Here is a 26331-nt window from a genome sequence, read left to right as displayed (position 1 = left end):
GGTAATCCACCAGCAGGATCAGCGCTTCCTTGGCGGTGAACCGCTCGGAAATACCGCGGGCGATCTGCCGCAGCAGGTTCGTCTTCCCGGACTCGCCGTCGGCGAAGGCGTAGAAGTGCGGCTCGGCATTGAGCGGGCCCGCCGACGCGGAGCCCGGGTCGCTCCTTGTATGGAGCGATCAGTACACAACCCACCGTAGCGACGAGCTCGCCACTCGTCAAGACCGAACGTTCTACCCCGGAAGCGGGGTCACTTCCTCGCGGAGGCGAGCCGGTGCTCCAGGATCCCGTCGACACCCTGGCGGAACGTGTCCGAGACTTCGGCCGGATCCGACAGGCAGCCCGCCGCCATCGCGCCGTCGCGCAGCATCACGAAGTGCCGCCCCGCCGGCTCCGCCGGAGCCTCGCCCACCTGCGCGAGCAGGTCGGTGACCGTACGGAGGAACCACTCGCGATGCGCGAGGACGGCCTGGTGCACGGGATGAGCGGGGTCCGGGTACTCCGCCACCGCGTTGAGGAAGGCGCAGCCCCGGAAGTGGGCCGACCCGATGCCGTCGGCGATCGTCTTGGCGATCGCCCGCAAGCCGTCGGCCGCCGGCAGGTCCCCGGCGACGACCTTGTCGATCCCTTCGCGCTCCATCTCGTGGACACCCTCCAGGTACGCGACGACCAGGTCGTCCTTGCTGGGGAAGTGCCGGTACAGCGTGGCGCGGGTGACCTTGGCCTCCGCGACGATCCGGTCGATCCCCACGGAGTGCAGACCCTCGGCGTAGAAGATCCGCGTGGCCGTCGCGAGCAACCTCGACCGCGCTTCCGACACCTGACCTCGAGCGTTGAGCACCATCCTGCGAGTTTAGCAGATAGAACGATCGGTATCACTACGCCAAGTCACCCTAACACTCGACAGAACGCGCTTTAGAGTGAACGCTACATTCAAAGAGGAGAACGTTCGGTACTCCTCTAACTCGATGAAGGACACCCATGCCCCACACCCGCGACCACGCCCGTTCCCTCGCCGACGCCCACCGCGCGCTGCGCACCGCCGTCCCGGACCGCCAAGTGCACTCATCCGGCCCGGGATACGCCGACGGCGTCGCCTTGTGGAACGGCGCCGTGAACCACCGGCCCGCCCTCGTGCTGACCTGCACCACCACCGCCGACGTCGTGCTCGGCGTGCGGACCGCCCGCGAGTTCGGCCTGCCCCTCTCCGTCCGCTCCCGCGGCCACGACTGGGCCGGCCGCGCCCTGGCCGACGGGGGTCTCACCCTGGACGTACGGCCGCTGCACGGGGTCCGGGTCGATCCCGCCACCCGGTCCGCCGAGGTCGGGGGCGGCGCGTCCGCCAACCACCTGCTGGCCGCGGCCGGCGAGCACGGTCTCGTGGGCGCGACCGGCACCATCGGCACGGTCGGGGTCGCCGGGCTCACCCTCGGCGGCGGCTACGGACCGCTGGCCGGGCGGATCGGCCTCGCCGCGGACAACCTGCTCGCCGCCGAGGTCGTCACGGCCGACGGAACGATCGTGCGCACGGACGCCCGGCACGACCCGGACCTGCTGTGGGCCCTGCGCGGCGGCGGGGGCAACTTCGGCGTCGTCACGGCGATGACCGTCCGGCTGCACGCCGTGCCGGCCGTGGTGACCGGCCTGGTGCTCTACCCCTGGCACCAGGCCGGGCAGGTCCTGGCGCGGGTCCGCGAGGCGCAGCTCGACGCGCCCGACGACCTGACGATCCAGACCGGCGTGATCGCCGCACCGGACGGTTCGCCCGCCCTGCTCGTGCTGCCGACCTGGGCCGGCGACGTCGGCACCGGCGAAGACCCGTCGGGACCGGTGGCCGCGCTGACCCGCCTCGGCGACCCCCTGCTCGCCCAGCTGGAGACCGTGCCCCACGCGACCGCGATCGCCGGGCGGGACGCGATGTTCCCCGACGGCAGGCACGTCACCATCCGGACCCGCTCGGTGCCCGGGCTCGACGAGGACGTCGCCGCCGTCGTCGAGCGGTTCGGCGGCCGGCTGCCGACGCCGCAGTCCGGGATCAGCCTGCACCACTTCCACGGCGCCGCGGCGCGGGTCGCCGCCGCCGACACCGCGTTCGGCCTCCGCCGGCCGCACCTGATGGCCGAGATCCTCGGTATCGGGGAAGACGTCGGCGGCTGGGCGGACGCGGCGTCGGCCGCACTGGCCGGGCACGCGTTCCCCGGCGGGTACGCCAATCTGCTCGGCCCGGACGCGACCGACCAGATCCCCCACGCCTACGGCGACAACCTGCCGCGGCTGCGGCGCGTCAAGGCCGCCGTCGACCCCGACGGCGTGTTCGCCGCGACACCGTTGCCGATGAGCTGACCGCACCGGGCCGGTACCTGGTCAGGAGGCGCTCCAGCCTCCGTCCAGGACCAGCTCGGTCCCGCTGACCGAAGCGGCTTCGGGTGAGCACAGGTACGCCACCGCGCCGGCGACCTCGCCCGGCTCGATCAGCCGCTTGACCGCCGTCCTCGCCAGCAGCACCTCCGACAGCACCTCGCCGGTGCTCAGCCCGTGCACCGCCGCCTGGTCGGCCAGCTGGTTCTCGACCAGCGGAGTGCGCACGTACCCGGGGCACACGCAGTTGCTGGTGACGCCGCGGGCCGCGCCTTCCAGCGCGAGCACTTTGGACAGTCCCAGCAGGCCGTGCTTCGCACTGACGTAAGCGGACTTGTACGCGCTGGCCCGCAGGCCGTGGATGCTCGAGACGTGCACGATCCGGCCCCAGCCGCGCGCGTACATGCCCGGCAGCACGGCGCGGCTGAGCACGAACGGCGCCACCAGCATCAGCCGGGTCATGGCCGCGAACCGCTCGGGCTCGAAGCGCTCGACCGGCGCGACGTGCTGGACCCCGGCGTTGTTCACCAGGATGTCGGCGTCGAACGCCCGCTCGGCGAGAGCGCCGGTCTCGCTCAGGTCGACCGCCAGCGCTTCGCCGCCGACCACCTCGGCCGCCCGCGCCGCCCCCTCGGCGTCGATGTCGCACACCACGACGTGGGCGCCCAGCCCGGCGAGCCGGGTGGCCACGGCCAGGCCGATCCCGCTCGCCGCGCCGGTGACGAGGGCGCGGCGGCCCGAAAGGCTCACGACTTCGGCGCGGCGAACGGGTTGGCCTCCGCGTGGTGGTGCCCCCACTCGTCCGACCGCCCGAAGTCGTGCGGGACCCAGTCGTCGCCGACGTCGATGCCGCCGCAGCCGATCTCCAGGTGGAACCCGCTGGGGTTGCGGACGTAGAAGGAGATCGCCTTGTCGTTCCTGTGCCGGCCCAGGCTGATCGAGATCGGCACGGCGTTGGCCTGGGCCCGGTCGTAGGCCCGCCCGACGTCGTCGATCGAGCCGTGTTCGAGCTCCAGGTGGTGGATCGACGCGGTTTCGGCGTTCGCGAGCGCGATACTGTGGTGGGTCCGGTTGCAGCGGAAGAAGAACAGGCCCGGCGCGCGGTAGTCGGTCAGCCGGAATTCGAGCACCGACTCGTAGAGTTCGCGCAGTTCCTCGAGTTTCGGGCTGGCAAGCACGAAATGCCCCAGGCCGGTGACGCCGGGCCCGCCCGCCGGCCGCTCCGCGCCGAGGCGCACCTTGGCTTCGCCGACCGCCAGCTCCACGCGGTAGCCGACCGGGTCGGTGAACCAGCGCAGGTGCGTGGCACCGCGCAGGTCCGCCTCCTCGGCCGAGCCGTCCGCGACGGCGAACCCGGCGTCGGTGAGCCGCCCGGTCAGCCGGTCGAGCTCGCGGGGTGAGTCGACGATCCAGCCCAGCTCGCGCGGACGGTCCTCAGTGGACGGATGCAGGGCGAGGCGGTACTTGAACTCGTCGAGCTCGGCGAGGACGATCTCGTCGGTGCCGGACTTGGCGTGGGTGACGCCGACGCCCAGCGTGCGGCCGAGCAGGTCGGTCCACGCGTCGACGTCGGTGACGTCGAGACCGACGTAACCCAGCTTCCTGATTCCCACGGTCATCCCTCCGCCGCGGCGGCCGCGCCGCCCCGCAGGAACTCGCGGACGAGGTGGTTGAACTCGGGCGCGCGCTCGTACTGGACCCAGTGCCGGCAGTGCGGCAGCACCCGCAGCTCCGCGTTCGGGATGCCGTCGAGGATCTTGGCCGCCCACGTCAGCGGCACGGTCTGGTCCTCCCGGCCCCACACGAGCAGCGTGGGGGCGGCGATCCGGCCGAGGTCGGGGGTCAGGTCGCCGAAGTTCGGCGGGATCGGCAGCTCGGGGTGCGCGCGCAGGCTCGATTCGTAGCGCTCGTCGATGAGCGCCTCGGTCGCCAGCGACTCGTCGTACACCATCAGGCGCACGAACTCGGCCATCGCCTCGCGCGACGGCTTTTCCGCGGCCATGTAACCGAAAAGGCGTTCGAGGCCGGTGGGCCAGGGTGGCGCGTCGGCCGGCAGGACGCCGCCCGGCGCCATGAGCACGAGCCGGTCGACGCGGTCCGGATACTGCATCGCGATCCGCATGGCCACGGCGCCGCCGTAGGAGTTGCCGACCAGGTGGGCCCGCTCGATCCCGAGCGCCGTCATCGCGCGGGACACGCGCTCGGCGGCGTGGAAGATCAGCGGCTCGTCGGTCCCGGGCCGCGGGGACGCACCCCAGCCCGGCAGGTCGACCACGATGTTGCGGTGGTCGGCGAAGGCGGGCAGGTTACCGCCGAAGTTGCTCATGCCGGTGGCGCCCGGCCCCGAGCCGTGCAGCCACACGACCGGGCTGCCCGAACCGGCCTCGGTGTAGGCCAGGCGCGCGTCACCGACATCCAGAGTGCTCGTCACTGTGCCGCCCCATTCGTTGTATGTAGCGCTCACTATACAACGGGCAGCGGTGTTATCAAGGCCGTTCGGACGTGGTCAGCGCTTGCGCTTCGGCGCCCGCTGGTCCGCCAGGCCGCGGATCAGGGCGACGAACGGGGCGACCTGCGAGCGGTAGCTCATGCCGTCGAAGCTGTTGGTCACCGAAAGCCCGTCCGTCAAGGCGCGGCCGAGGACGGCCAGCTCCTGGACGAGGGCTTCGTTGTTCTTGCCACCGCGCGGGGCGAAGATCGGGGTGAGCGCGGCGACCCAGGAAGCGTGCGCGTAGTCGCGGATGCGGCGCACGGTCGCCCGCACCGCCTCGGCGTCCTTCTGCGGGCCGACGCTGATGGCGACGAGCAGCTGCAGGTAGTCCGGGCGGCGGTCGAGGGAGTCACAGGCCGCGGAGAACCACGCTTCGAGACGGTCGAGTGGCGCCAGTTCGTCGAAGGACGACGGGTTCGGGAACAACGCGTGCAGCTCGTCGAACGTCCGCTCCAGCAGCGCCGCCAGCACCCCGAGCTTGCTGCCGAAGTGGTAGTAGATCGAGCTCGGCGGCAGCCCGGACTGGGCGCTCAGGTCCGAAATCGCCATGCCGTCGTAGCCCTTTTCCCCGACGAGGGCGCGAGCCGCGTCGAGGATGACCTCCTGGCTGCTCAAGCCGGCGGCCGTCGGTACGGAGCTGGAATCCCTCGCCATCCGGCCATGATAGGTCCGCGGCGGCCCCGCTCCGCACCGGGCGCGCCGGGCCGGGGAGTCTTCCGCCGGCCCGGCCACCCCGGCTCAGGCGACAGTCGCGTCGACCGTCACCGGAATGTTGCCCCGCGTCGCGTTCGAGTACGGGCAGATCGCGTGCGCGCCTTCGACGAGCTGGTCGGCGGTCGCCTGGTCCACACCGGACAGTTCCGCGTGCAGCGCCGCACTGAGCGTGAAGCCGCCTTCGTCCGTCGAGTGCACCTGCACCTCCGCGACGACGGCGGAGTCGGTGACCTTGACCTTCCGCTGCGCCGCGACGGCCTTGAGCGCAGAGTGGAAGCACGACGCCCAGCCCGCCGCGAACAGCTGCTCCGGGTTGGTCGCACCGCCGGGGCCGCCCATCTCCTTGGGGATGGCCAGGGAGATGTCGAGCAGGCCGTCGTCGGTCCGCGCCTGCCCTCCCGCGCGGCCGTCGCCGGTCGAGGTGGCGATGCCGAGGTACAGAGGCTTGCTCATGGCGGGAATCCCTTCACGATCGCGGACCAGTCCGCGATACCGAACGTTCTATCGCTCTCCACTATGCGAGCCTTCCGTCGGCGTGTCAAGACCGAACGTTCTATCTTTATCGTGCTATAGTGATCGCTACATACAGCTGAGAGGTGCACCCGTGACACGGCAACGCTGGTCCTTCGAGGACATCCCCGCCCAGCACGGCCGGACCGCCCTCGTCACCGGCGCCAGCACCGGGCTGGGCTTCGCGATCGCGGACGCGCTCGCCCGCCGCGGCGCCGACGTCGTCCTGGCCTGCCGCGACGCCGGGCGGGCGGCCGCGGCGGCTGACCGGATCCGGGCCGGCTCCCCCGGCGCCGTCGTCCGCACCCTGCTGGTGGACTTCGCCTCGCTCGCGTCGGCCCGCGCCGCCGCGCGCCGGCTGCACGACGAGTACGCCCACCTCGACCTGCTCGTGAACAACGTCGGCGGCTTCCGCGTGCGGTACGCGGTCACCGAAGACGGCTTCGAATCGACCATGGCCGTGAACCACCTCGGCCCCTTCGCGTTCACCGGCCTGGTGCTGAACCTGCTCACCGGCACCGCCGGGGCGCGGGTGGTGACGGTGGGCAGCAACGGCCACCGCCAGGGCACCATCGACCCGGCCGACCTCGACCCCGAGCCCGGCCGCGCCTACCGGTTCATGGCGGCCTACAACCGGGCCAAGCTGGCGAACCTGCTGTTCGCCCACGAACTCGACCGCCGGCTGCGGGCCGTTGGGAGCCCGGCGATCGCGGCGGCCGGGCACCCGGGCCTCGCCCGGACCGAGGGCGGGCGCGAAATGAACGCGCTGGTCCGGGCCGCGCTCAACCCCAAGGTCAACCCGCTCGCGCTCGCCCTGTCCCAGAGCGCGGCGAAGGGCGCACTCGGACCGCTGCGCGCCGCCACCGACCCGCACGCCCGCGGTGGCGACTACTTCGGCCCGCGCGGGCGCACCGGCTACCCCGAGCTGGTCACCTCCAGCGCGCTCTCCCACGACGACCGCCTGCGGCGGCGGTTGTGGGCGGCGTCCGAACACCTCACCGACGTCACCTACCTCCCCATCAAGGAAAGCGAGGCAAGCAGTTGACCAGCAAGGTGGCCCGCGGCATCGCCGCCACGACACTCACGGTGGCCGGCGCGATGACGCTGACCGTTCCCGCGGCCGCGGCCGCCGAAGTTCCCGCCGCGCTCACGGCGAACGGCTCGCTCGGCAGGCTCGGCCCGCTGACCGACCTCGTCGTCGAACGCCTGCGCGTCGGCGACGACGTGGCAGCGGCCAAGTTCGGCACCGACTCACCGATCGACGACCCCGCGCGCGAGGAGCAGGTGCTGAACCAGGTGCGCGCCCAGGCCGCGGCCATCGGCCTGGACCCGGACGCGGCGACGGCGTTCTTCCGCGACCAGATCACCGCCAGCAAGGTGGTGCAGCGCGGGCTGTTCGCCCGCTGGACGGCGCACCCGGACGAGGCCCCCACCACCCGGCCGGACCTGGGCCAGATCCGCACGCGCCTCGACCGGCTCACCACGGACCTGCTCACGCGCCTGGCGTCCACTGTGGACATCCGCGCCGAGCGGATCCCGTGCGGTGCGCAGCTCGTCCTGGCGACCGGCTCGGCTGTGGTCCTGGATCGGCTGGACGCGCTGCACCGCCAGGCGCTCGGCACCGCCGTGCACTCCGTCTGCGCGGCGTGACCGACCTGCCCTGACAACGAAGCCGCCGGCCTGAGCAGCACCTCGCTCAGGCCGGCGGCCAGTTCCGCAGCGCCAGCTCCGCCACCCGCTGCAGCTCCTCCCGGGTCGCGCCGCCCACCGCCTGCACGGCCATTCCGTTCGCGATCGTCATGACGTAGCGGGCGATCAGCTCCGGCTCGGCGCCGGCGGGCAGATCACCCTCGTCGACGGCCCGTCGGAAGCGCTCTCGCAGGTACTTCTGCCCCAACGCGCGCCACGCGGCCAGGGTGTCGTGCGCGACCTGCCCGGTCGCGCCGACGGCCAGCGCGCCCTGCACCCCCAGGCAGCCGGCCGGGAACCCGGGCCGGGTGTTCGCCCGGACCGAGCCGGCGAGGAACAGCGTCGCCACCTCGCGGGCGGTGGGCGCTTGCAGCGCCTCGAGGATGTAGGCGCCGGGACCTTCGGTGTAGCGCTGCAACGCGAGCCGGAAGAGGTCTTCCTTGTTGCCGAAGGCTGCGTACATGCTCTTGCGGGAGATCCCCATGGCTTCGGTCAGGTCGGCCAGGCTCGCCCCCTCGTAGCCCTGCTCCCAGAAGACCACCATGGCCTGCTGCAAGGCCGCTTCGGCGTCGAACGCCCGCGGACGGCCCACCTGCGCCTGGTTCACCAGCTCACCCTACCGCTTCTGCACCGATCGGTGCAGAACCTGCTACGGTCGACTTCTGCACCGATCGGTGCACAATTATCGGGAGGTCGAAATGCTGAGGCTCGAAGGCAAGACCGCGGTGGTGACCGGGGGCGGCACCCGCGGGATCGGCCGCGCCACCGCCGCGCGGCTGGTCGCCGAGGGCGCGCACGTGTTCATCGCCGGCCGGCGCAAGACCGAACTGGACGAAGCGGTCGAGGTGATCGGCGAGAACGTGACCGCGGTGCAGGCCGACATCACGGTGCCGGCCGAGCTGGACCGCCTTTACGAGCAGGTCGCAGCGCGCGGCCAGGGCTTGGACGTGCTGTTCGCCAACGCGGCCACCGCCTCGTTCGCCACCATCGAGACGCTCACCGCCGAGGACTTCGACCAGGTCTTCGGCGTCAACGTCAAGGGCACCGTCTTCACGGTCCAGAAAGCGCTTCCGCTCCTGAATCAGGGGGCCTCGGTGATCGTCAACGCCTCCACCGCGGCCGACCGCGGCACCGCGGGCTTCGGCGCCTACGCGGCGTCCAAGGCCGCCCTGCGGACGTTCACGCGCGTCTGGGCGAACGAGCTGAAGGACCGCGGGATCCGGGTGAACGCCCTCTCCCCCGGCCCGATCGACACCTCCGGGATGACCGAACTCGTGGGCGAAGAGAACGCGCCGGCGTTCAAGGCGGCCGAAGCGGCCCGGATCGCCATCGGACGGCTCGGGCGCGCCGAGGAGGTCGCGGCCGCGGTGGCCTTCCTGGCTTCGCCCGACAGCAGTTTCATGCTGGGCGCCAACGTGTACGTCGACGGTGGTGAGAACCAGATCTGAGCCCCGGCCGGGCGGCGTGCCGACCGATGTCGGCCCGCCGCCGCGGTCCTCGACGCGTCAGCCGCGCACGGATGGTCGTGATCCGGAACGGCCGCAGCTCCAGCGTGATCGGCTCGTCCCCGGACCACGCCGGTTCACCCAGCTCCCGCTCGAGCAGGTCCGTTCGCCGCACCGCGGAAAACGGCGCTTCCGGCCCGACCGTGACCGCGGCCCGAACCCTCTGCGCGGAGACTGTCGCACGCAGCAACGATCGGCGCACCAAGATGGTCGTTCCACCGTCGTCGTGGGTCGTGCGCGTCACGTCGTGGCCGTCGGTCGACGCGTTCGCGATCACCAGCCCGAACCCCGGCTCGCCGACGCAGCACAGCACCGCGCCCCGCGCGGCAACCCACTCTCGCGTACCGACGCGAACCCACTGCCACACCTCGAAATCCGGCCGGCCGAGGCCTCATTGCACGGGAACGGGCGGGGCATCGAGGAGGCTTCGGTCACCGTCGAGGCCGTGGGCCAGCGCGCCTGCCACGTCCTCGTGGGGCGTCCCCAGCCGGACGGCGCCCACCTCCGCCAGCCACCGGTAGTGCTCGTCGGCGAGTTCGACGTCCAGCGCGTCGAGGTACCCCTGCAAGTGAGCCGGGGTGCGCGGGCCCACGATGGGGGCCATCGACGTCCGGGCTTCGGCGGCGCGGCGGCGGAGCCAGGCCAAGGCGACCTGAGCCGGACCGGTCCCGGTCTTTTCGGCGACGTCGAGGACCGCGTCCAGCACCGCGGACTTCCCGGCGTCCACTTCCCGGCCGCTGAGCCGGCCCTGCTCGCCGCGCCGGTACTTGCCGGTCAGCAGCCCGGCCGCCAGCGGCGAGTACCCGACGATGCCGAGCCCGTGGGCCTCGGCCATCGGGAGGAGCTCCCGCTCCGCGGACCGCTCGGCCAGGCTGTACTCGGTCTGGATACCGGCCAGCGCCGGATGACCGCCCAGCTCCGACCGGACCGCGGCGCCGGCGACCCGCCAGGCCGGGAAGTTCGACAAGCCGCCGTAGCGGATCTTGCCCGCGCGGATCAGGTCCTCGAAACCGGCCAGGATCTCCGCCATCGGCGTCACGCCGTCGGGGAAGTGCGGCATGAAGACGTCGACGTAGCCGGTCTTCAAGCGTCGCAGGCTTTCCTCCAGGGAGCGGATCATCGTCTTGCGGCTGTTGCCGGTGGCGCCCGCCCGGACGGCACTCCTGCTCCCGCTGTACTTGGTGATCAGCACGAAGTCGTCGCGCTCGCGGCCGAGGAGTTCACCGAGGACGGTCTCGGCTTCGCCGTCCTGGTAGATGTTCGAGACGTCGAACGTGGTGCCGCCGGCCGCGACGAACGCCTCGAAGATCGCCTTCGCACCCTCGACCCCCGCGGCCGCGGGTGCCGAGCCGAAGTTGGCCGTGCCGAGCACGTACTCCGAGATCCGCAAGCCGCTGTTTCGGCCGAAAGCCTGGTAACGCACAGAAGTCTCCTGACGGGACGAGCAGTGGGGTATGGTCGGGACGCTATCACAAAAAACGAATGGTCGTTCTTTTATGCCACGCGTCACTCAAGCCCGCCTCGACGCCCGCCGTCGCCAGATCATCGACGCAGCCCGCGCCCGCTTCGCCACGCGCGGCTTCGCCCGGACGTCCATGACCGACCTCGTCGAAGCCTCCGGCCTGTCAGTCGGCGCGATCTACCGGTACTTCAAGGGCAAGGACGAGATCGTCGCCGCCATCTGCGATGAGGCGACCCAGGCGCTGCCCGCCGAACTGACGGCCGAGTCGATCCGCGAGTTCGTCGAGCACATCCGCACCCTGGCCCGCGAAGAGGACCACGCCCGCCTCGTCGCGCAGATCTACGCCGAAGCCGCCGTCTCCCCTCCCCTCGCCGACCTCGTCCACCGGCAGCTCGACAACCTGCGCACCGAGGTCGCCGCGCTCCTGCCCGGCCGCGAACCAGCCGACGCGTCCCGCATCGCAGAAGCGTTCGTAGCCCTCTGCCACGGCTACAACCAGCAGCTCGCCGTCCGCGGTGACGTCGACCCAGCTCCTTTCACCGCGGCGCTGCTGGCGATCACCGAGTCGTGACCTGACCCGCCCCGCCAGGAGCACGGAGACCCGCGGTGGCCGCGCGTTCGTGCGCTCCGGTGATCCCGCGCACGGTCACCGCGACCCGGCCGCTTTGATCAGGAGTTCGTACAGGACAGCCTGTTCGGCCTCGGTCAGCGTGCCGACGGTCTCGGCCAGGACGAATTCCAGGACGGACGATCCGGCCTCGAAGGCACGCTCGCCTTCGCCGGTCAGGTGATGACGGGTGGCCCGGCCGGGGCCGTCCACCCGCTTCAGCAGGCCCCGCTCGATCATGCGCTTGGCGAGGGCCCCCATCGACTGGTCGGTCTGGAAGGTCAGATCCGCCAGGGTGTGCAGCGTGGCGTCGGGCTGCTGGTGCAGGTGCCGGAGAACGTCCCACTGCACCAGGGAAAGCCCGTGTTCGGCCAGCCTGCGGTTGGCTTCGCGGTGGTGCCTCCACTGCAGCCGCTTGACAGCGAGCCCGATCTCCTGAAGCGACGGTGACACCGACGCAGCGTAACCCACCATCCGCGACCCTCCCACTTGCCAAACTAAGCATGTTTATATAAGGTTGTTTACATAGCCTACCCCACCAAGGAGAGATCGCATGAGCAACTCCGTCCCCGCCGGAAGCCTCCGGCCCATCCGCACCCTCAGCGCGCCGGCCGCCGGCGGTGTGGTCACCGTCGAAGACCGCGACCACACCCGACCCTTCCTCCTGCTGCACGGCGGAGGTGGCCCGGCGACGGTGACCGGCTTCGCCGACCTGCTCGCCCATCGCACGCACTCCCGGGTACTGACGCCGACCCACCCCGGGTTCGCCGGCACCCCGCGGGTGCCGGGTGTGGATTCGACCCGCGCCCTCGCGGCCGCCTACGTCGGCCTGCTCGACGAGCTCGGCCTCAGCGACGTCACGGTGATCGGCAACTCGTTCGGCGGCTGGCTGGCCGCCGAGATCGCCCTCCTGGGCAGCCCCCGGGTCGGCGGCGCAGTGATCGTCGACGGCGTCGGGATCGAGGTCGAGGGGCACCCGGTGACCAGCGTCGCCGGTCTCGCGCCCGCCGACCTGAGCAAACTGTCCTTCCACGACCCGAGCAAGGCACCCGCACCGCCCGCGGCCGGCGGCACCGGACCGGGCCCGGACATCCAGGCGCTGCTCTCCTACACCGGACCGGCCATGTCCGACCCGGCCCTGCTGGACCGGCTCCACGCGATCGACCTGCCCGTCCACGTCATCTGGGGCGAGAGCGACGGGATCGTCAGCACCGAGTACGGCAAGGCCTACGCCGCGGCCATCCCGATGGCGAAGTTCACCGTGCTGCCCCGGTCCGGCCACCTCCCGCAGGTCGAGACGCCCGAAGAACTCCTCGGCGCCATCACGGACCTCTGACCATCCACTGAGCTTCCCCGGAAAGGAACACCACACATGAGCACCTCCCTCGCGGTCACCCGGATCGCCCACGCGTGCCAGCTGATCGAACTCGGCGACCTGCGGATCCTCACCGACCCGTGGTTCACCGAAAAAGCCACGTACCACCAAGGCGAACGGGTCGCGATGCCCGTGTCCGCACTGGGCCGGCTCGACGCGGTCGTGATCAGCCACGAGCACTACGACCACTGCGACCTCGACGCCCTCCTCGCCGGCGGCCTCGACCCGGCCACCCCGCTCGTCGGGCCGGGCACCGTGACCGCCATCGCGAAGGCCAAGGGCTTCACCACCCTGCACACCGTCGAGGCGTGGGAGTCCGCCCGGGTCGGCGACCTCACGGTCACCGCCACCCCCGGCCAGCACGGCGTCCACGAGGTGACGTTCGTGCTCCAGGCGGGCGGCCGGACCCTGTTCTTCGGCGGCGACTCGCTGCGGGTGCCCGAACTCGACCAGATCCCCGATCGCCTCGGGCCGGTCGACCTGACGATCCTGCCCACCAACGGCCTCTGCATCCGGCCGGCGAACCTGGCCCAGGTGGTGATGAACGCCGAACAAGCGGCCGAGCTGACCGCCGTGCTGCGGCCGACGCTCGCGATCCCCCACCACTACGCGTTCCACAGCGGCTACCTCGGCGACCGCCTGATCACCAAGGGCGACCAGGACCCGCGGCACTACGCCGACGCCGTCGCCCGCCTCGCGCCGGACGTCGAGGTGCGGATCGCGCTGCCCGGGGTCCGGGTGGTCGTCCCGTAGCCGGCCCGGACCGGGTGCGGGCCTGCCATTCGGGGACCGTCATCGGATAGAACGTTCGGTCTTGACGCAGGCGTCGTGAAGTGCGATGCTCGAGGCGGCTGCCACCACCTCCGTCTGTGCGCCGCACGAGAAAACCCGTTGGCGCCCCGTACGGAAAAGGATGCGCCAGTGGCCGAGGACGGGCACATCCGCGCGCTCCGGATCCTCGAGACGCTCGCCGCCCTGCACCAGCCGGCCGCGTTGAAGACGATCGCCGAGCGCGCGGGCCTGCCCTCGACCAAGGCCTACCGGGTCCTGCGGGACCTGCAGGAACACGGGTACGTCGACCACATCGGACGCCGCGGCTACCGGGTGGGCGCCCGCGCGGTCGCCCTGGCCTCGCTCGTGGGGCCACGCCCGGCCCTCCTGCACCGGGCCCGCCCGGCACTCGTCCGGCTCGCCGCCGAGACCAGCGAGACGGCGAGCCTGCAGCTCCGCAGCGGAGCCCACCGCGTCATGGTGCTCAGCGCCGGCCCGCCCGGCACCGCCGCCCACCCGATCGCGCACATCGGCGAACGCTCGCCGCTGACCTCGGGTTGCGCGGGAACGGCGATCCTCGCGTTCCTCCCCGCCCACCAGGTCGACGACGTCCTCCTCGCCCAGCCGGGCCGGGCGGCGCGAACCGAGGTGCCCGAGCAGCTCGCCGAGATCCGCCGCCGGCGCTACGCCATCTCGCGGTCGGTCAACCATCCGGAGCTCAACGGCATCGCGGCACCGGTGCTCGACCCCGGATCGGGCCACGCCTTGGGATCGGTCGCCATCGCCGGCCACGCTTCGCGGCTGCCCGACCCGGTGCTGCACCGCCTCGCGGCACCGCTGCTCGCCGCCTGCGCCGAACTCGGCGCCCGCCTCGCGACGATCCTCGGATCGAGCGCCTCGATCCGGCTCGAATCGCTCGATGTGCCGGTTCAGGACGTGCTCGACAGCGAATGACGGCCCGGATATTCCCGCCCTCGGCCATGACGTAGGTCATTTTCCGTTGGTTGCACATCCTGCATCTTGCGTTGGCTCGGGTCGTGGCCGCGGCCGACGATGGATCTCGAGCTGAACGATCACTGAGCAGAAAGACAGCCAGACAATGAAAAAGATCCTTCCCGCGGTCACCCTGGGGCTGGCCGGCATCGTGGCGACGGCGATCCTTGGCTCGCCGGCGAGTGCCGACGCCAAGGCCGGCGCCACGGCGTCGCCGGTCCAGGTCGAACACACGAAGCCCAAGGTCCACAACGTCGTCCTGGTGCACGGCGCGTTCGCCGACGGCTCGGGCTGGCGGGCTGTGCAAGACCGCCTGGTGGCTAAGGGTTACAACGTCAGCATCGTCCAGGAACCCGAAACCAGCCTGGCCGACGACGTCGCGGCGACGCGCCGCGTCATCGCCATGCAGGACGGGCCCGTCGTGCTCGTCGGCCACAGCTACGGCGGTGAGGTCATCACCCAGGCCGGCGACGATCCCAAGGTGACGGCGCTGGTCTACGCCGCGGCATCCGTACCCGACGCCGGCGAGACCCTCGGCGAACTCCTCCAGAAGATCCCCTCACCGACCAATGACATCAAGCCCGCCGGTGATGGGTTCCTGATGCTCGATCCGCAGAAGTTCCACGCCGATTTCGCGGCCGATCTCCCCGCCCGGCAGGCCGATTTCATGGCCCGGTCGCAGGTCTTCGTCTCCGCGAGCATCCTCGAGGAGAAGGTGACGACGGCCGCCTGGAAGACCAAGCCGAGCTACGGCATCGTCGCCGGGTCCGACATGGTCTCCAACCCCGACCTCGAGCGCTGGATGTACCAGCGCGCGAACGCGAAGATCACCGAGGTCCCCGGGTCCAGCCACGTCGTCTACATCTCGCATCCGGACAAGGTGACCTCCGTCATCGAAGAGGCGGCCGGTCGCTAGCACCGCTGCTCGCCGGCCCGCGAGAGGTGTGCGCCACCGCATTCAGCGGCAGCGCACACCTTTCGGCGTTGGTCCGGCGAACGGCGCCGTGGACAGTCCACAAAGGTCAGTCTCACGACGCAACGCCCTGCCCGACAAATGTCGTGGAACTCCGGCGCCCGCGCGCACGACTGTTGGAGCGAGACCCCCGACAGAAAGGCGTCCCCCATGGAACGCAGGGACTTCCTCCGGCTCTCCGCCGCCTCGACGAGCACCGCCGCCCTCGCCTCGCTCGCCACCACCGGCACCGCTTCGGCCGCCCAGCCGGCACGCGGGACGCTCCGCGTGCAGATCCTGCTCTTCGACGGCGTCGAGGAGCAGGACGTCATCGGCCCCCTCGCCGTGCTGGGCCACGCCGGGCACCAGCAGGGTGAGGTCCAGGTGACGCTGGTCAACCGGGGTGCGCCGGGCGTCGTAACCGGCACGTTCGGCACGAAGTTCGGGGTGTCCACGGCGTGGAACCCGAACGCCGCCGACGACGTTCTCATCGTCCCCGGCGGTGGGTACGCCGCGAAGGACGGTCCCGGCGTCAACGCCTTGATCAAAGACAGCGCTTTCCTTCACGACCTCGGCCGCGCCCGCCACGCCGTCGTCGCCGGGGTGTGCACCGGCGTCATGGTGCTTTCGGCCGCGGGCCTGACCAAGGGCCGTCCGTGCACGACGCACCACCTCGCGAAGGCCGACCTCGCCGCCCAGCAGGCGCGGGTGATCGACGCCCGCGTCGTCGACGACGGCGACCTCGTCACCGCGGGCGGGGTCACGTCGGGCCTGGACCTCGCGCTCTGGCTCGTGACCCGGGAACTCGGCGCCGACGCCGCCGTCGGCGCGGAATCCGTGCTGGAGTACGAGCAACGCGGAGCGGTGTGGCGCCGTCCGTGACCCACCCGCTACCTGGCCACCCTCGCGACGCGCTTCACCTTCACCGGGCGATCGTGTGCTTCTTCGATCGGCGAGGGCGTATCGAGGGACGGAACACGTTCGGCTCGCAGCGACAGCAAGGAGGAGGCGAACAAGAGCGCGGCGATGAGGATCGACACCGTGGTGATGGCCCGGGCCGAGCCGTACGCCCCGGCGGTCGCGTAGAAGATGCCGCCGATGATCGCGACAGACAGGGCCGCGCTGATCTGCAGGGTCGCGTTGACCAGACCGCTGGCCAGCCCGGCGAACGCGCGCGGGATGTGCGTGACCGTGATGCGGATCAGCGACGGCAGTGCGAGCCCTTGGCCGAAGCCGATGAGCGCCAGCGGCGCGGCCGCCCACGGTGTCTGGCCGAAGGCGGCGACGAGCCCGGCGAAGGTGAGGAACCCGATGGTCTCCAGGAGCAGGCCGAGCGCGGCGATCCGGCGTCGCATGACCCGCATGAGGTGCGGCACGGTCAGCGGCCCGATCAGGAAACCGATCCCCAGCGGCAGGATGTCCAGGCTTGCCTGCAGTGGAGTGCGGCCGACGGCCTGCTCGTGTTCCGAGAAGACGAGGAAGAACGCGGCGATCGAGTAGAACAGGGCGACCGCCACGAGAGCGCTCCGCACTCCGGGCGCGGTGACCGCCCGGGGTGGTACCAGGGGCAGGCCGCGACCACGTCGCCGACCGGCGCCGAGGGCGGATTCGTAGCGCCAGAAGCGATGCAGCAGGCCGGCGGCGACGACGAGCACGACGAAGGACCACCAGGGCCAGTCCAGGGCGCGCCCCTCGACCAGGGGGATGACGATCCCGGCGAGACCAGTGAAGAGCAGGATCGCACCGATCCAGTCGAGCCTTTCCGCGCCCCGGGTGGGCGGGTCACGCAGGACCAGGCTGCCCACCAGAGCCAGGGCCGCGACGGGCAGGTTGAGGAGGAAGATCACCCGCCAGCCCAGCCCCCAGACGTCGGCGGTGACGAGGAGGCCGCCCAGGGATTGGCCGATCACCGCGGCGAGGCCCAGAGTCGCACCGTGGAAGCCCAGGGCGACCGTCTGGTCGCGGCCGCCGAGGCTCGCGCGGATGAGGGCCAAGGACTGCGGCGCCATCAGCGCGGCCGTCAGGCCTTGCAGGATGCGTCCGACGAGGAGCAGCCAGGGTTCGCCGGCCGCACCGCACAGCAGCGAGGCAAGGGCGAATCCGACGAGGCCGGCGAGGAAGGTCCGCCGCCGCCCGTACAGATCGCCGAGCCGGCCACCGAGGGTGAGCGTCACCGCGTAGGTGGCGGCGTAGCTCGCCACGATCTGCTGGCCCAGGAGGTCGCCGCCGCCGAGGTCGTCTTGGATCGACGGGATGGCGAGGTTGACGATGAAGAAATCCAAGGGTGGCAGCAGCGTGCCGGCCAGCAGTGTGACCACGCCGACCCACGTCCTGGTCGCCGTTTTCGATGTCGAAGTCATTACTTGGTCTCGCTTTCGGTTACGACCGCCTCATCGGTGGAGCAAGCGTCCGTAGTAGTCGTGGTCGAACCGGAATTCTTCTCCGGTTGCCCGGCAGATCACGAAGACGATGTTCAGAACCGCTCCGCCTTCGAAGATCCGGGCATGTCGAGTTCGCCGGCGATCGCACAGGCGCAGTCGGTCCTATGCCGCTCCATCACCTGGCGTGTGCCCGCGGTAGGCGGAAGTCCGCAGACCGAGCGTCGGTTACGTGGCCGCGGTGAGTTCCGCCAGCTCCGCTTCGGTGAGCCGGACCCGGGACGCGGCCAGATTCTCTTCCAGGTGGGCGACCTTCGAGGTGCCGGGAATGGGCAGGACGACGTCGGATCGGTGCAGCAGCCACGAAAGCGCCACAGTGGACGGAGTGCAGCCGTGCGCCGCGGCGATGTGGTCGACCGACCCGCCGGGGCGGGCCAGCTCCCCCGCGGCCACGGGCGCCCAGGGGATGAACCCGATGCCATGCCGGGTGCAGTGGTCCAAGACGTCGGCGGAGCTTCGGTCAGCGACGTTGTACCGGTTCTGGACCGTGGCGATGTCGGCGATCAGCCGCGCCTGCTCGATCTGACCGACCGTGACCTGTGACAGTCCGATTGCGACGACCTTGCCCTCGTCTTGGAGGTTCTTCAACTCGCCGACCTGGTCCGCCAGCGGAACCGCGGGGTCGACGCGATGGAGCTGGAACAGGTCGATCCGATCGACGCCGAGCCGGCGCATGCTCAGCTGCGCCTGTTGGCGGAGGTACTCCGGACGACCGACCGGGGGCCAGGCTCGGGGGCCGAGGCGCACCAGTTCGCCGCTCCGCCTGACGGTGTCCGGGCCGTTACGGGTCAGACCCGCCTTGGTCGCGATGAGGACGTCGTCCGGGTAAGGGTGGATCGCCTCCCGGATGATCTCTTCGCTGATGTGGGGACCGTACGAGTCGGCGGTGTCGATCAGCTGCACGCCGAGTTCGACGGCCCGCCGCACGACCCGCACGCACTCGGCGCGGTCCTCAGGCGCGCCCCACACCCCGAGCCCGGTCAGCCGCATGGCGCCGAAACCCAACCGGGCGACCTTCTTCCCGGCGATCTCGAAGGTGCCCACGCTGTCCGCGAGCGAGGTGGTCATGATCGGGTGTCACCTTTCTCGAGAGCCTCGGCGTCGTCGGAGCCGGTGGCCGCTTGCTCGGCCAGACGTCGTAGGAGGACCAAACCGTCGTGACTGGCGCTGCCGGGTTCGGCGCTGTACACGGACAGGTGCTGCCCAGGGGCGCTGGCGACGGCGAACGTCTCGAAGTGCAGCCTCAGCTCCCCCACTTGCGGGTGCACGAAGTGCTTCAGCTCGCTGGTCCGCGGCCGCACCTCGTAGCGGGCCCACAGGTTCGCGAACGCCGGGCTGCGCAAGCTCACTTCACCGACGACCCGCTCGATGCGCTCGTCCGCGGGAAACTGCGAAGACGACGCCCGCAGGTTGCTCACCGCGAGCCGCGCCGCGGCATCCCAGTCACCGTAGAAGGACCTCGCGTACGGGTCCAGGAAGATCATCCGCAGCAGGTTGTCGTACCGGGCGAACCCGCGGTAGAGCTCACGGGCCATCGCGTTCGCGGCGAGGATGTCCTGTGCCGCACCGACCAGGAAGGCGGGTACGTCCGGCATGCCGTCCATCAGCCGGACCAGCTCCGGAGCGACGGTCAGCGAGGTGGCCGCACGCGCCCCGAACAGCGGCAGGGCGAGCCGGAAGAGGTGCGCCGCGGCGTCGTCGTCCAGCTGCAGCGCACTGGCGATCGATCGCAGCACCTGATCGGACGGGTGCCGTTCCCGGCCCTGCTCCAGCCGCACGTAGTAGTCCGTGCTCACTCCCGCGAGCAGCGCCACCTCGTCGCGCCGGAGCCCCGGCACCCGCCGCGGACCGTCGTCGGGCAGACCGACCTCCTGTACCCGGACCAGCGCCCGTCGCGCTCGCAGGTAGTCACCAAGCTCGTTGTCACTGTCCACACCGACGACAGTAATGCGGACCGGCACCCGGCGCGTGGGTGCAGCGCACCCACGTTGGCCGAGCCGGCGCTCCGGCGTCGCGGCGCTCAATCCTGCTGCTCCGTCGGCCGGACCAAGACCTCGTTCACGGCAACGTGGCGTGGCCTGGTGACGATGAAGGTGATGGTGTCCGCCACGTCCGCGGGACGCAGTCGCTCCATAGTGGAGTATCGCGCGGACATCCGCTCCTGGACGTCGGGGTGGTTCTGGAGGGGCAGCTCGGTTTCCACCGAACCGGGCTCGACGAGCGAAACGCGCAGATGGCGTCGGGTGACTTCGCCGCGGAGGGCTTCACCGAACGCGGTCACGGCGTGCTTGCTCGCGTTGTAGACACCGCCGCCACCGCGCACCACCCGGCCCGCGGTGCTGCTGACCAGGACGAGATCGGCCACCCGGCGGGGACCGTCGGCCGCGGCCTCGAGCAGGTGCGGGGCAGCCGCGTGCGCGGTGTACATGAGCCCGAGCGTGTTGAGCTCGATCATCCGGCGCCAGTCGGTCGTGTCCGCGCCGGTGATCGGCCCGAGGATCATGACGCCCGCGTTGGCCACCACGGTGTCGAGGCGGCCGTACACCTCGACGGCGCGGGCGACGGCGCCTGAGCTTGTTCCTCGTCCGTGATGTCGGCACTCACGGCGAGAGCGTGGCCACCGGTGCTCGTGATCTTTTCGACGAGCGCGTCGAGGCGGTCCGCTCGGCGGGCGACCACGGTCACCCGTGCGCCGAGCGCGGCCAGTGCCAGCGCGGTGCCTTCGCCGATGCCGCTGCTGGCTCCGGTCACCAGGGCTGCTGTGCCGGCGAGGGGACCACCGGCCTGAGGTTGACTGATCATGAGCTCGACGGTACGAGCGCTTCGGCCGGCGTGGGAGGGAGTGATACCCCCACCCCGGGGTCCACTATGGACGGTGCGGGACACCCTCGTCACCGAAGGCCGCCACCGCGCACTCGGCCGCGCTGTTCGCCGTGTCCGGCGCGACGACGATGCTGCCGCGATCGTGACCGGCGGCTCGAGCGGGATCGCGCGGACGCGGGTCGAGCGGATCTCGGCGACCTGGTCGGCCGGCAGCACCGTCCAGCTCCGGGGCTCCGAGCCGACTTCGACGATCGTCTCCTGCAGGGTGCCCGTCGGGCGGCCGGCCGCCGGCTGCCACCCCGTGTCGCTCAGCACGCGGGCCACGGCGTCGTGCAGCGGCGGGTCGTGCTCGCGGGCGGGCAGGCGCAGCGTGCCGCCGGCCAGTTCGGCGCGGCCGACGGCTCGGCGGTCCGCCGCCGGGTGCCGCCGGGACACCACCGCGTACAGGCGTTCGGTCCAGGCCGGCAGCACCTCGAGCCCGGGCACCGAACGCACACCCCGGGGCAGCGCCAGGTCGAGGTCACCCTGCCGCAGAGCGTTGAGCCGGGCCTCGACCGGCAGATCGGCCAGTACGACGTCGAACTCCGGCGCCCGCTCGCGGAAGGCGTCGATCCCACGTTCCAGCCGGGCGGTCATGCCGGCGGCCGTGCCGATGCGCACGGTCGGCACGACCTGCTGCGCTCGGCGAACTGCCGTTGCGCCTGTGGGGTGAACACCGAGCACGCCAACCGATCGTCCGGATTGAAGCGCGCGATGTGCTCGGCAAGAAAGTCGACCATGCTGGCCGGACTGCGCGGCAGGATACGGGCCACTGCCTCATCGTGAGCCTCATTGAGTTCGGCCTGAGCCTGACGTTTCTCCGTCGCCGCATCCACGGCCAGCATCACCCACCCCGCCGCAACCATCCCTACACCCAGCGCCAGCGCCCCCAATGTCTGCCAGCGCCGGACCTGTAGTCGCAGCATCACCAGCGCAGCCACCCCGGCACCGGTCACCGCGACCCCCGCCAGCAACACCCACCACCACGGGTCCACATAGGTCAGCAACCACACCCCGACCACCAGCAGGGGCACCGTCAGCCGCCACATCGGCGGCATTCCCCGGGCCACCACCAGCACGGCCACGAGACCGCCGACGCCGCCGAAGAGCCACGGCCACATTTCCCACCCGGACAGCCACCACGCCACCAGCGCGAGAATCCCCGCACCAATCAGCGCGGGCACCCGTACGGCACGCTCAATCGCCGACCGCCGCCGATTCCGGTCCTGGTCACGGGCTGCTTTGCGCTCCCCGGCAGCGACCAGGCGATCCGAAAATTTCTTCCCGCCCATGATCCCCAGGATGCGCCTCTACCTGCGACAACGCCACCGCAAGCGACTGCGAAGCGGACAGAGGACCGCATCTGCGTCAGACCCAGTCTTATCGTGCCAACAAGACATACAAGGCATTAGCAATGCTCACAGTGAGAGAAACGATGTCGCTCAGGACACGCGCAGTGCTTAGTCCATTCCAGCGAACTCGTACGACCCCGAGCAGACCGCGTATCAACTCATAGTTGCTAGCGATGCGACATCCGCGGGCTGTCAACAAGAAATATCTGGATGCGTTGAACTTTCACCGTCTCCGTGCCAGGCTCGTTCGCGGGAGCGGGGGGTTCTTAATTTCGAGGCAAACTTACTCGCCGGCCTTCGGCTTCTTTTATATCCCCAGCAGTGTGCAAGAAGTTATGGTACTTAAATTAAAAGAGGGGTTTTCATGCGTTCATCGTTCGCTCGAAATTTCTTTATTGTCGCGACGGCGGCCATCTCGTTTGTGACCGCAGGTGCGATTCCTGCATTCGCTGGCGAAGAGGATGGATTCGGCGTCACCTCGCTGGACGCGAGATGCATCACCGACGCGAACACGATCTCGTACAAGGCATCAGGTGTTGACTACGAGTGGAATGAGCACATCGACATTACGTATGCCGTGTACAAGGACGGAAACTACTACGGCAACGGTTCCCCGACGAATCTATATGTCAGCGGTTCGGGATCCTGGAGTGCCCCCACAGCCTACATTGTGAACCCGAATGGAAGGTGGGACATCACCGTTTACGTGTACGACCACGACGTACACAACCAGGTCGGTCAGGCTTCCGACTCTTGCCAGATGTAACGGTCACCTGTCCAAGATCCTGCTAGGTAAGCCAGGGTAGGGCACGTCCGAGGGGGTACGACCGCGTGCCCCCTCGGACGCGCTCTGTGGAGGCATCAAATTGCGCTCGAACGTTCGCTATGATGGACTATGCGAGGTCTAGCTACACTTAACCAGCGAAATCGAGGTTGGCATGACTGAAATGGGTGGAGAAAAATCAAACTTTTCGATCAATCCCGCGTTGAATCCGACACGCGAGTGGCGAGACGACCCGGAGGTAGTACTTGAATTAAGTCTGCTTATCAAGAAGAAAAGCAAGACTCAGCATGAAGCGCTCGCCGAACTGGCGAAGACGGGTCGCTATGAGCCGTCAACTGGCGATCTGCCGGAGATTCTTGCGCTGAATAAGTGGGCGGAAGCATTTGGTTATGTGGCGCTCGTTCAGGAAAATGATGGCATCGTGACTATTACCGATACTGCTCGTGATGCGCTACGTCGTGCGCTCGCTGAACTGGGCCACTGATTCGGAGCTTGGGAGCAATTCGATGGTTGCGTGGTGGCTGGGCGTGTCGGCGGGGCTTGTTATCACGCTTTGCGCGGTTGCGTTCGCCGTCAGGATGCGGTTTCGTCGGCGCCGTGCGCATATTGTCGTTGCCTTGATCGTAGGGCTAGCGCTCCTTATTTGTAGCGCCGCATTCATTGCGCCGGATTCGCCGCCACGTGCTGCGGAACAATCAATGGGGTACGCCGGTATGCAAGACATTCCGGCTGCACCCGGAGTCACTTGGACGCCGACAAGGGCAGTTCTCGAACTGTTGCTCCTGATTGCTCGACGCGACACGGCGCGAGCGTGTTCGTTGTTCAGTTCGGACGCCGCATACGCTTTCGCCCGCACGCATTCATCCACCGACTGCCCCGGCGCCGTCGCGCACCTTGCCAGCCAGATATTGGACCCGCGCGCGTACCGGGATGACGTACTCATCCCTGAAAGTGCAGTGATGCGAATCGACGCGAATACCAAAATTATTGACGCCTGCCATCTCATCTGGAAAGACAGTTTGGCGCTCTATATCAATATTGACCCCGGGCCGCAACTGGGCATGCTCACTCTTCAAGGGCAAAGCGGAGCTGGTTTTATGATCAGTGGGTATCTTACTTGCTCGACACAGTGAAGTCCGCCACTCTCACCATATTGGCAGCTCGTCCGCCGTGCCAGAATGAGTCTTTCTGAGAGGTCAGTCGTTCTCGTTGCGGAAAATCGGCTTAATCTGGTTCGGATGAAATCGGATGCCCTTCCCTGCAGGCGTAATCACCACAGCTGTAAGAGTCTCGGCAATCGCCGCTTGCTTCAGCTCAATGGTGAAGCTCGGCCTTTTTCATTGCTTGTCAAGGTTCGCGACGGCCGCGTCGCGAGCATCCTGCCGCGCCGCGTACTTGCGTTTCTCGCGTTTCAGGGTGGCCTCCGTGGCCTCCATTCGCGCAAGACTGGGGAAGTAGCTTTCCGCCGAGTAGGACCCGGCTTCATAACGCATCGAGGACTCCCGCATCCGGTCTTTCAGGTCGGCGAGTTCCTTTTCCTTCGGCCACGGCGGCAATTTTTCAAGCTTCCGAGACTGGATCTTCCGATGCTCCGCAAGCACCAAAGCCTTAATGTAGGCGTCCACGGGGGCCGCATCCCGCGAAGTGCTAGCGCACCCGCCCTGCCCTTTCGATGGGCAGCGGTAGATCTCAATTAGCTCCCCCGAGCGCTGGTCCCGTCTGCTGGACCCGACCATGCGGGCATTGCACTTACCGAACCGGACGAACGGCGACAGCAAATGATTGGTCCGATATCCACGTCCCTTCCCGCCGACGCGCGACTGTTCTTGCTCTTGAGCGGGAGCCCAGGCGCGGACGACGGCCGCGTACTGATCATCGGTGAGGATTGGCTCCCACTTCCCGCGAACCGGCTTACCGTCCTCCCCATGAAGAACCGCGCCCCGGTAGACGACTTTTCCACACATACGCGGACGGGTGAACATATTCCGTACTGTGGCGGCTCGCCACTCGACACCGGTCACGGTGGGACTCTTGCGCTCATTCCACTCTTTCGCCAAAGTCAGCGGACTCAATCCGGCGATGATGCGGGGGACGGCCACGAGAATGTGTTTTGCATCGCGCTTGTTTATCTTGATTCGGTCTTTGCGCCAGCCGAATGGCCGGTCGGGTCCGCCGTGCGTCTTGCCCGCCTGAGCGGCACGACGTTTTCCGTCTGTGACGCGCCGTGACGTGTTTCGGGATTCGGCATTGCGTTGATTGACCAGCCGACGCGCGGAGTCGATTCCTTCATCGGTGGTGAAGTTGATGTTCCCGGTCATGCTGACTATGTAAATGCCGTACAACTCGACCGCGTCAATGAGATCTTCGAGAATGCGCGGATCCCGGGTGGCCCGGTCGCTATCGGCAGAGGCGAGAGCATTGCATTCATCTCGGCGCAACGCGGTGAGAATCGACTCCCAGTCCGGCCGCACCGCTCGATAGCCGTAGGTGCCATCGGGCAGCGGGACGTGTCGCCGCTTGAACGACGACACGTTGGGCTCAGGAACCTCGCGATCGACCCGACCGCCGATCGTCTGCACGAACTTCCGCAGGTCGCTGAGCTGGTAGTCGACCTGCCCCTCACCTGGGGCGTCCTCGCCCGGCACGACCCTGGACTCACGGGCTTGGAGGATCCAAACTAGCTGGTCAGGGGCGTGCTCGATCAGCGTCCGGCCCCGCTCGCGGAGTGGCTGTGAAGGTCCTATGGCACCCAGTGTGCACTAGGAGAGTCATAGCTACGGCGACGAAATAGCGCAGTGCCCGCAGCTCCACGGCCCCACCCCGGTTGACCTCGACGATAAGGAAAGCTTATCGCAGCACGTGCCGATTGGCGCTGGTGCGCGCGACCACCCGGTGCTGAAGTCGTGATCATGACCATCGACCTGGGACCGCTCGGCGCTTACCTGACCGCCGCCGAGGCAACCGCGGCGGACGCCGTCGCGCTGGAAGAAGCCGGCTACGACGCGATCTGGCTGGCCGCGTCACCGACCGCGGACCTCCGCTCGGCGGAGCGGCTGCTCGACGCCACGAGCCGGATCGTGATCGGCACCAGCGTGCTCAACGTGTGGCAGTCCGACGCGGGCACCGTCGCGGAGTCCTACCACCGGATCGCGGGGAAGCACGCCGACCGGCTCCTCATCGGCATCGGCGCCGGCCACCGGGAAGTCGACGCCGGCTACGCGTCCCCGCTCGCCGAGGTCGCGAGCTACCTCGACGCGCTGACCGCGGCCGGCGTCCCCGCCGACCGCGTGCTGCTGGCCGCGCTCGGCCCCAAGATGCTCCGGCTGGCGGCCGACCGCGCGGCGGGCACCCTCACGCTGCAGGTGACGCCCGACCACACCCGCCTCGCCCGGCAGGTCCTCGGTCCGGGCAAGCTGGTGGTGCCCGGGCACGGCGTGGTGCTGGACGCCGACGTCGAACGCGCCCGCGC

At 69.5% G+C, this 26331-nt stretch carries 29 protein-coding genes and 1 pseudogene; 15 read left to right on the top strand and 15 right to left on the bottom strand.

Features of this window, described 5'->3' with window-relative positions:
* A partial coding sequence (locus ACYVLJ_RS47610; protein WP_460443701.1) for a hypothetical protein occupies nt 1-199 on the top strand: 199 nt, incomplete at its 5' end.
* 50 nt (nt 200-249) lie between these two features.
* Here the strand turns inward: ACYVLJ_RS47610 and ACYVLJ_RS47605 are convergent.
* Nucleotides 250-819, bottom strand: coding sequence for a TetR/AcrR family transcriptional regulator (locus ACYVLJ_RS47605; RefSeq protein WP_460443702.1), 570 nt, complete (start codon nt 817-819; stop codon nt 250-252).
* Nucleotides 820-980: 161 nt separating this feature from the next.
* Here ACYVLJ_RS47605 and ACYVLJ_RS47600 point away from each other — a divergent pair, with 161 nt between their 5' ends.
* On the top strand, nt 981-2342 hold the full coding sequence (locus tag ACYVLJ_RS47600) for an FAD-binding oxidoreductase (protein WP_460443700.1): 1362 nt from the start codon (nt 981-983) through the stop codon (nt 2340-2342).
* 21 nt (nt 2343-2363) lie between these two features.
* On the opposite strand, the gene ACYVLJ_RS47595 is transcribed toward ACYVLJ_RS47600, so the two are convergent.
* From ACYVLJ_RS47595 to ACYVLJ_RS47575, 5 genes are all read right to left on the bottom strand, one after another.
* Complete coding sequence (locus tag ACYVLJ_RS47595; RefSeq protein ID WP_451988543.1) at nt 2364-3107, bottom strand: 3-hydroxybutyrate dehydrogenase; 744 nt, start codon at nt 3105-3107, stop codon at nt 2364-2366.
* The gene (locus ACYVLJ_RS47590) at nt 3104-3976 is read right to left on the bottom strand and encodes a VOC family protein (RefSeq protein ID WP_460443699.1); all 873 of its coding nucleotides are present in this window, start codon (nt 3974-3976) and stop codon (nt 3104-3106) included. Before ACYVLJ_RS47590 ends, ACYVLJ_RS47595 begins: the two co-directional genes overlap by 4 nt.
* On the bottom strand, nt 3973-4788 hold the full coding sequence (locus ACYVLJ_RS47585; protein ID WP_460443698.1) for an alpha/beta fold hydrolase: 816 nt from the start codon (nt 4786-4788) through the stop codon (nt 3973-3975). Before ACYVLJ_RS47585 ends, ACYVLJ_RS47590 begins: the two co-directional genes overlap by 4 nt.
* Before the next feature lie 75 nt (nt 4789-4863).
* A complete protein-coding gene (locus ACYVLJ_RS47580) occupies nt 4864-5502 on the bottom strand; it encodes a TetR/AcrR family transcriptional regulator (protein WP_460443697.1) in 639 nt (212 codons plus the stop codon).
* Between the two features lie 84 nt (nt 5503-5586).
* Nucleotides 5587-6015, bottom strand: a complete 429-nt coding sequence (locus ACYVLJ_RS47575) for an organic hydroperoxide resistance protein (protein WP_460443696.1) — start codon at nt 6013-6015, stop codon at nt 5587-5589.
* Nucleotides 6016-6166: 151 nt separating this feature from the next.
* Between ACYVLJ_RS47575 and ACYVLJ_RS47570 the strand changes: the two genes are divergently transcribed.
* Both ACYVLJ_RS47570 and ACYVLJ_RS47565 read left to right on the top strand, forming a co-directional pair.
* Nucleotides 6167-7117 (top strand): SDR family NAD(P)-dependent oxidoreductase, encoded by a 951-nt coding sequence (locus ACYVLJ_RS47570; protein WP_460443695.1) that lies wholly within the window; start codon nt 6167-6169, stop codon nt 7115-7117.
* A complete protein-coding gene (locus tag ACYVLJ_RS47565) occupies nt 7114-7722 on the top strand; it encodes a chorismate mutase family protein (protein ID WP_460443694.1) in 609 nt (202 codons plus the stop codon). The genes ACYVLJ_RS47570 and ACYVLJ_RS47565 overlap by 4 nt, the downstream gene beginning before the upstream one ends.
* A 46-nt stretch (nt 7723-7768) precedes the next feature.
* On the opposite strand, the gene ACYVLJ_RS47560 is transcribed toward ACYVLJ_RS47565, so the two are convergent.
* The gene (locus ACYVLJ_RS47560; RefSeq protein ID WP_460443693.1) at nt 7769-8368 is read right to left on the bottom strand and encodes a TetR/AcrR family transcriptional regulator; all 600 of its coding nucleotides are present in this window, start codon (nt 8366-8368) and stop codon (nt 7769-7771) included.
* 91 nt (nt 8369-8459) lie between these two features.
* Here ACYVLJ_RS47560 and ACYVLJ_RS47555 point away from each other — a divergent pair, with 91 nt between their 5' ends.
* Nucleotides 8460-9209 carry an SDR family NAD(P)-dependent oxidoreductase gene (locus tag ACYVLJ_RS47555; RefSeq protein ID WP_460443692.1) on the top strand — a complete coding sequence of 250 codons (750 nt, stop codon included), beginning with the start codon at nt 8460-8462 and terminating at the stop codon, nt 9207-9209.
* 448 nt (nt 9210-9657) lie between these two features.
* Here ACYVLJ_RS47555 and ACYVLJ_RS47550 read toward each other — a convergent pair whose 3' ends face one another.
* Nucleotides 9658-10689: an aldo-keto reductase family protein gene (locus ACYVLJ_RS47550; protein WP_460443691.1), complete on the bottom strand. Its 1032-nt coding sequence runs from the start codon at nt 10687-10689 to the stop codon at nt 9658-9660.
* A 73-nt stretch (nt 10690-10762) separates the two neighbouring features.
* On the opposite strand from ACYVLJ_RS47550, the gene ACYVLJ_RS47545 reads away from it, so the two are divergent.
* Entirely contained in the window at nt 10763-11299 is a 537-nt protein-coding gene (locus ACYVLJ_RS47545; RefSeq protein WP_460443690.1) for a TetR/AcrR family transcriptional regulator, read from the top strand.
* 75 nt (nt 11300-11374) lie between these two features.
* On the opposite strand, the gene ACYVLJ_RS47540 is transcribed toward ACYVLJ_RS47545, so the two are convergent.
* Nucleotides 11375-11788 carry a MarR family winged helix-turn-helix transcriptional regulator gene (locus ACYVLJ_RS47540; protein WP_451988550.1) on the bottom strand — a complete coding sequence of 138 codons (414 nt, stop codon included), beginning with the start codon at nt 11786-11788 and terminating at the stop codon, nt 11375-11377.
* 100 nt (nt 11789-11888) lie between these two features.
* On the opposite strand from ACYVLJ_RS47540, the gene ACYVLJ_RS47535 reads away from it, so the two are divergent.
* From ACYVLJ_RS47535 to ACYVLJ_RS47515, 5 genes are all read left to right on the top strand, one after another.
* Nucleotides 11889-12671, top strand: a complete 783-nt coding sequence (locus ACYVLJ_RS47535; RefSeq protein WP_460443689.1) for an alpha/beta fold hydrolase — start codon at nt 11889-11891, stop codon at nt 12669-12671.
* 36 nt (nt 12672-12707) lie between these two features.
* Complete coding sequence (locus tag ACYVLJ_RS47530) at nt 12708-13463, top strand: MBL fold metallo-hydrolase (protein ID WP_460443688.1); 756 nt, start codon at nt 12708-12710, stop codon at nt 13461-13463.
* Nucleotides 13464-13631: 168 nt separating this feature from the next.
* Nucleotides 13632-14435 carry an IclR family transcriptional regulator gene (locus tag ACYVLJ_RS47525; RefSeq protein WP_460443687.1) on the top strand — a complete coding sequence of 268 codons (804 nt, stop codon included), beginning with the start codon at nt 13632-13634 and terminating at the stop codon, nt 14433-14435.
* Between the two features lie 145 nt (nt 14436-14580).
* The gene (locus tag ACYVLJ_RS47520) at nt 14581-15390 is read left to right on the top strand and encodes an alpha/beta fold hydrolase (protein WP_460443686.1); all 810 of its coding nucleotides are present in this window, start codon (nt 14581-14583) and stop codon (nt 15388-15390) included.
* Nucleotides 15391-15597: 207 nt separating this feature from the next.
* Complete coding sequence (locus tag ACYVLJ_RS47515) at nt 15598-16308, top strand: DJ-1/PfpI family protein (protein WP_451988555.1); 711 nt, start codon at nt 15598-15600, stop codon at nt 16306-16308.
* Nucleotides 16309-16316: 8 nt separating this feature from the next.
* Here ACYVLJ_RS47515 and ACYVLJ_RS47510 read toward each other — a convergent pair whose 3' ends face one another.
* The 5 genes and pseudogenes from ACYVLJ_RS47510 to ACYVLJ_RS47490 form a co-directional block, all read right to left on the bottom strand.
* A complete protein-coding gene (locus ACYVLJ_RS47510) occupies nt 16317-17786 on the bottom strand; it encodes an MFS transporter (RefSeq protein ID WP_460443685.1) in 1470 nt (489 codons plus the stop codon).
* Between the two features lie 246 nt (nt 17787-18032).
* Nucleotides 18033-18932, bottom strand: coding sequence for an aldo/keto reductase (locus ACYVLJ_RS47505; RefSeq protein ID WP_460443684.1), 900 nt, complete (start codon nt 18930-18932; stop codon nt 18033-18035).
* Nucleotides 18929-19798: a helix-turn-helix domain-containing protein gene (locus tag ACYVLJ_RS47500; protein ID WP_460443683.1), complete on the bottom strand. Its 870-nt coding sequence runs from the start codon at nt 19796-19798 to the stop codon at nt 18929-18931. Before ACYVLJ_RS47500 ends, ACYVLJ_RS47505 begins: the two co-directional genes overlap by 4 nt.
* Before the next feature lie 86 nt (nt 19799-19884).
* Nucleotides 19885-21323, bottom strand: a pseudogene (locus tag ACYVLJ_RS47495) (SDR family NAD(P)-dependent oxidoreductase).
* Entirely contained in the window at nt 21320-22018 is a 699-nt protein-coding gene (locus ACYVLJ_RS47490; protein WP_460443682.1) for a hypothetical protein, read from the bottom strand. The pseudogene ACYVLJ_RS47495 and the gene ACYVLJ_RS47490 overlap by 4 nt, the downstream one beginning before the upstream one ends.
* Nucleotides 22019-22442: 424 nt before the next feature.
* Between ACYVLJ_RS47490 and ACYVLJ_RS47485 the strand changes: the two genes are divergently transcribed.
* The 3 genes from ACYVLJ_RS47485 (at nt 22443) to ACYVLJ_RS47475 (ending at nt 23995) form a co-directional block, all read left to right on the top strand.
* A complete protein-coding gene (locus ACYVLJ_RS47485) occupies nt 22443-22844 on the top strand; it encodes a hypothetical protein (protein ID WP_460443681.1) in 402 nt (133 codons plus the stop codon).
* Nucleotides 22845-23016: 172 nt separating this feature from the next.
* The gene (locus ACYVLJ_RS47480; protein WP_460443680.1) at nt 23017-23346 is read left to right on the top strand and encodes a hypothetical protein; all 330 of its coding nucleotides are present in this window, start codon (nt 23017-23019) and stop codon (nt 23344-23346) included.
* Nucleotides 23309-23995, top strand: coding sequence for a hypothetical protein (locus ACYVLJ_RS47475; protein WP_460443679.1), 687 nt, complete (start codon nt 23309-23311; stop codon nt 23993-23995). The genes ACYVLJ_RS47480 and ACYVLJ_RS47475 overlap by 38 nt, the downstream gene beginning before the upstream one ends.
* 204 nt (nt 23996-24199) lie before the next feature.
* On the opposite strand, the gene ACYVLJ_RS47470 is transcribed toward ACYVLJ_RS47475, so the two are convergent.
* The gene (locus tag ACYVLJ_RS47470) at nt 24200-25507 is read right to left on the bottom strand and encodes a recombinase family protein (protein ID WP_460443678.1); all 1308 of its coding nucleotides are present in this window, start codon (nt 25505-25507) and stop codon (nt 24200-24202) included.
* A gap of 264 nt (nt 25508-25771) precedes the next feature.
* Here ACYVLJ_RS47470 and ACYVLJ_RS47465 point away from each other — a divergent pair.
* Nucleotides 25772-26331 (top strand): LLM class flavin-dependent oxidoreductase (locus tag ACYVLJ_RS47465; protein ID WP_460443677.1); only part of this gene is annotated, 560 nt, incomplete at its 3' end.

The organism is Amycolatopsis stemonae (assembly GCF_054781455.1).
The sequence above is the reverse complement of the archived record's forward strand: the minus strand, read 5'-3'. Positions and strand labels throughout refer to the sequence as shown.

Bases quoted from the DNA above. Each gene is read 5' to 3' on its own strand.
- ACYVLJ_RS47600 (WP_460443700.1), top strand. From the start codon at position 981: ATGCCCCACACCCGCGACCACGCCCGTTCCCTCGCCGACGCCCACCGC.
- ACYVLJ_RS47590 (WP_460443699.1), bottom strand. From the start codon at position 3,976: ATGACCGTGGGAATCAGGAAGCTGGGTTACGTCGGTCTCGACGTCACC.
- ACYVLJ_RS47580 (WP_460443697.1), bottom strand. From the start codon at position 5,502: ATGGCGAGGGATTCCAGCTCCGTACCGACGGCCGCCGGCTTGAGCAGC.
- ACYVLJ_RS47575 (WP_460443696.1), bottom strand. From the start codon at position 6,015: ATGAGCAAGCCTCTGTACCTCGGCATCGCCACCTCGACCGGCGACGGC.
- ACYVLJ_RS47555 (WP_460443692.1), top strand. From the start codon at position 8,460: ATGCTGAGGCTCGAAGGCAAGACCGCGGTGGTGACCGGGGGCGGCACC.
- ACYVLJ_RS47545 (WP_460443690.1), top strand. From the start codon at position 10,763: ATGCCACGCGTCACTCAAGCCCGCCTCGACGCCCGCCGTCGCCAGATC.
- ACYVLJ_RS47535 (WP_460443689.1), top strand. From the start codon at position 11,889: ATGAGCAACTCCGTCCCCGCCGGAAGCCTCCGGCCCATCCGCACCCTC.
- ACYVLJ_RS47530 (WP_460443688.1), top strand. From the start codon at position 12,708: ATGAGCACCTCCCTCGCGGTCACCCGGATCGCCCACGCGTGCCAGCTG.
- ACYVLJ_RS47520 (WP_460443686.1), top strand. From the start codon at position 14,581: ATGAAAAAGATCCTTCCCGCGGTCACCCTGGGGCTGGCCGGCATCGTG.
- ACYVLJ_RS47515 (WP_451988555.1), top strand. From the start codon at position 15,598: ATGGAACGCAGGGACTTCCTCCGGCTCTCCGCCGCCTCGACGAGCACC.
- ACYVLJ_RS47510 (WP_460443685.1), bottom strand. From the start codon at position 17,786: ATGACTTCGACATCGAAAACGGCGACCAGGACGTGGGTCGGCGTGGTC.
- ACYVLJ_RS47505 (WP_460443684.1), bottom strand. From the start codon at position 18,932: ATGACCACCTCGCTCGCGGACAGCGTGGGCACCTTCGAGATCGCCGGG.
- ACYVLJ_RS47490 (WP_460443682.1), bottom strand. From the start codon at position 22,018: ATGGGCGGGAAGAAATTTTCGGATCGCCTGGTCGCTGCCGGGGAGCGC.
- ACYVLJ_RS47485 (WP_460443681.1), top strand. From the start codon at position 22,443: ATGCGTTCATCGTTCGCTCGAAATTTCTTTATTGTCGCGACGGCGGCC.
- ACYVLJ_RS47480 (WP_460443680.1), top strand. From the start codon at position 23,017: ATGACTGAAATGGGTGGAGAAAAATCAAACTTTTCGATCAATCCCGCG.
- ACYVLJ_RS47475 (WP_460443679.1), top strand. From the start codon at position 23,309: ATGCGCTACGTCGTGCGCTCGCTGAACTGGGCCACTGATTCGGAGCTT.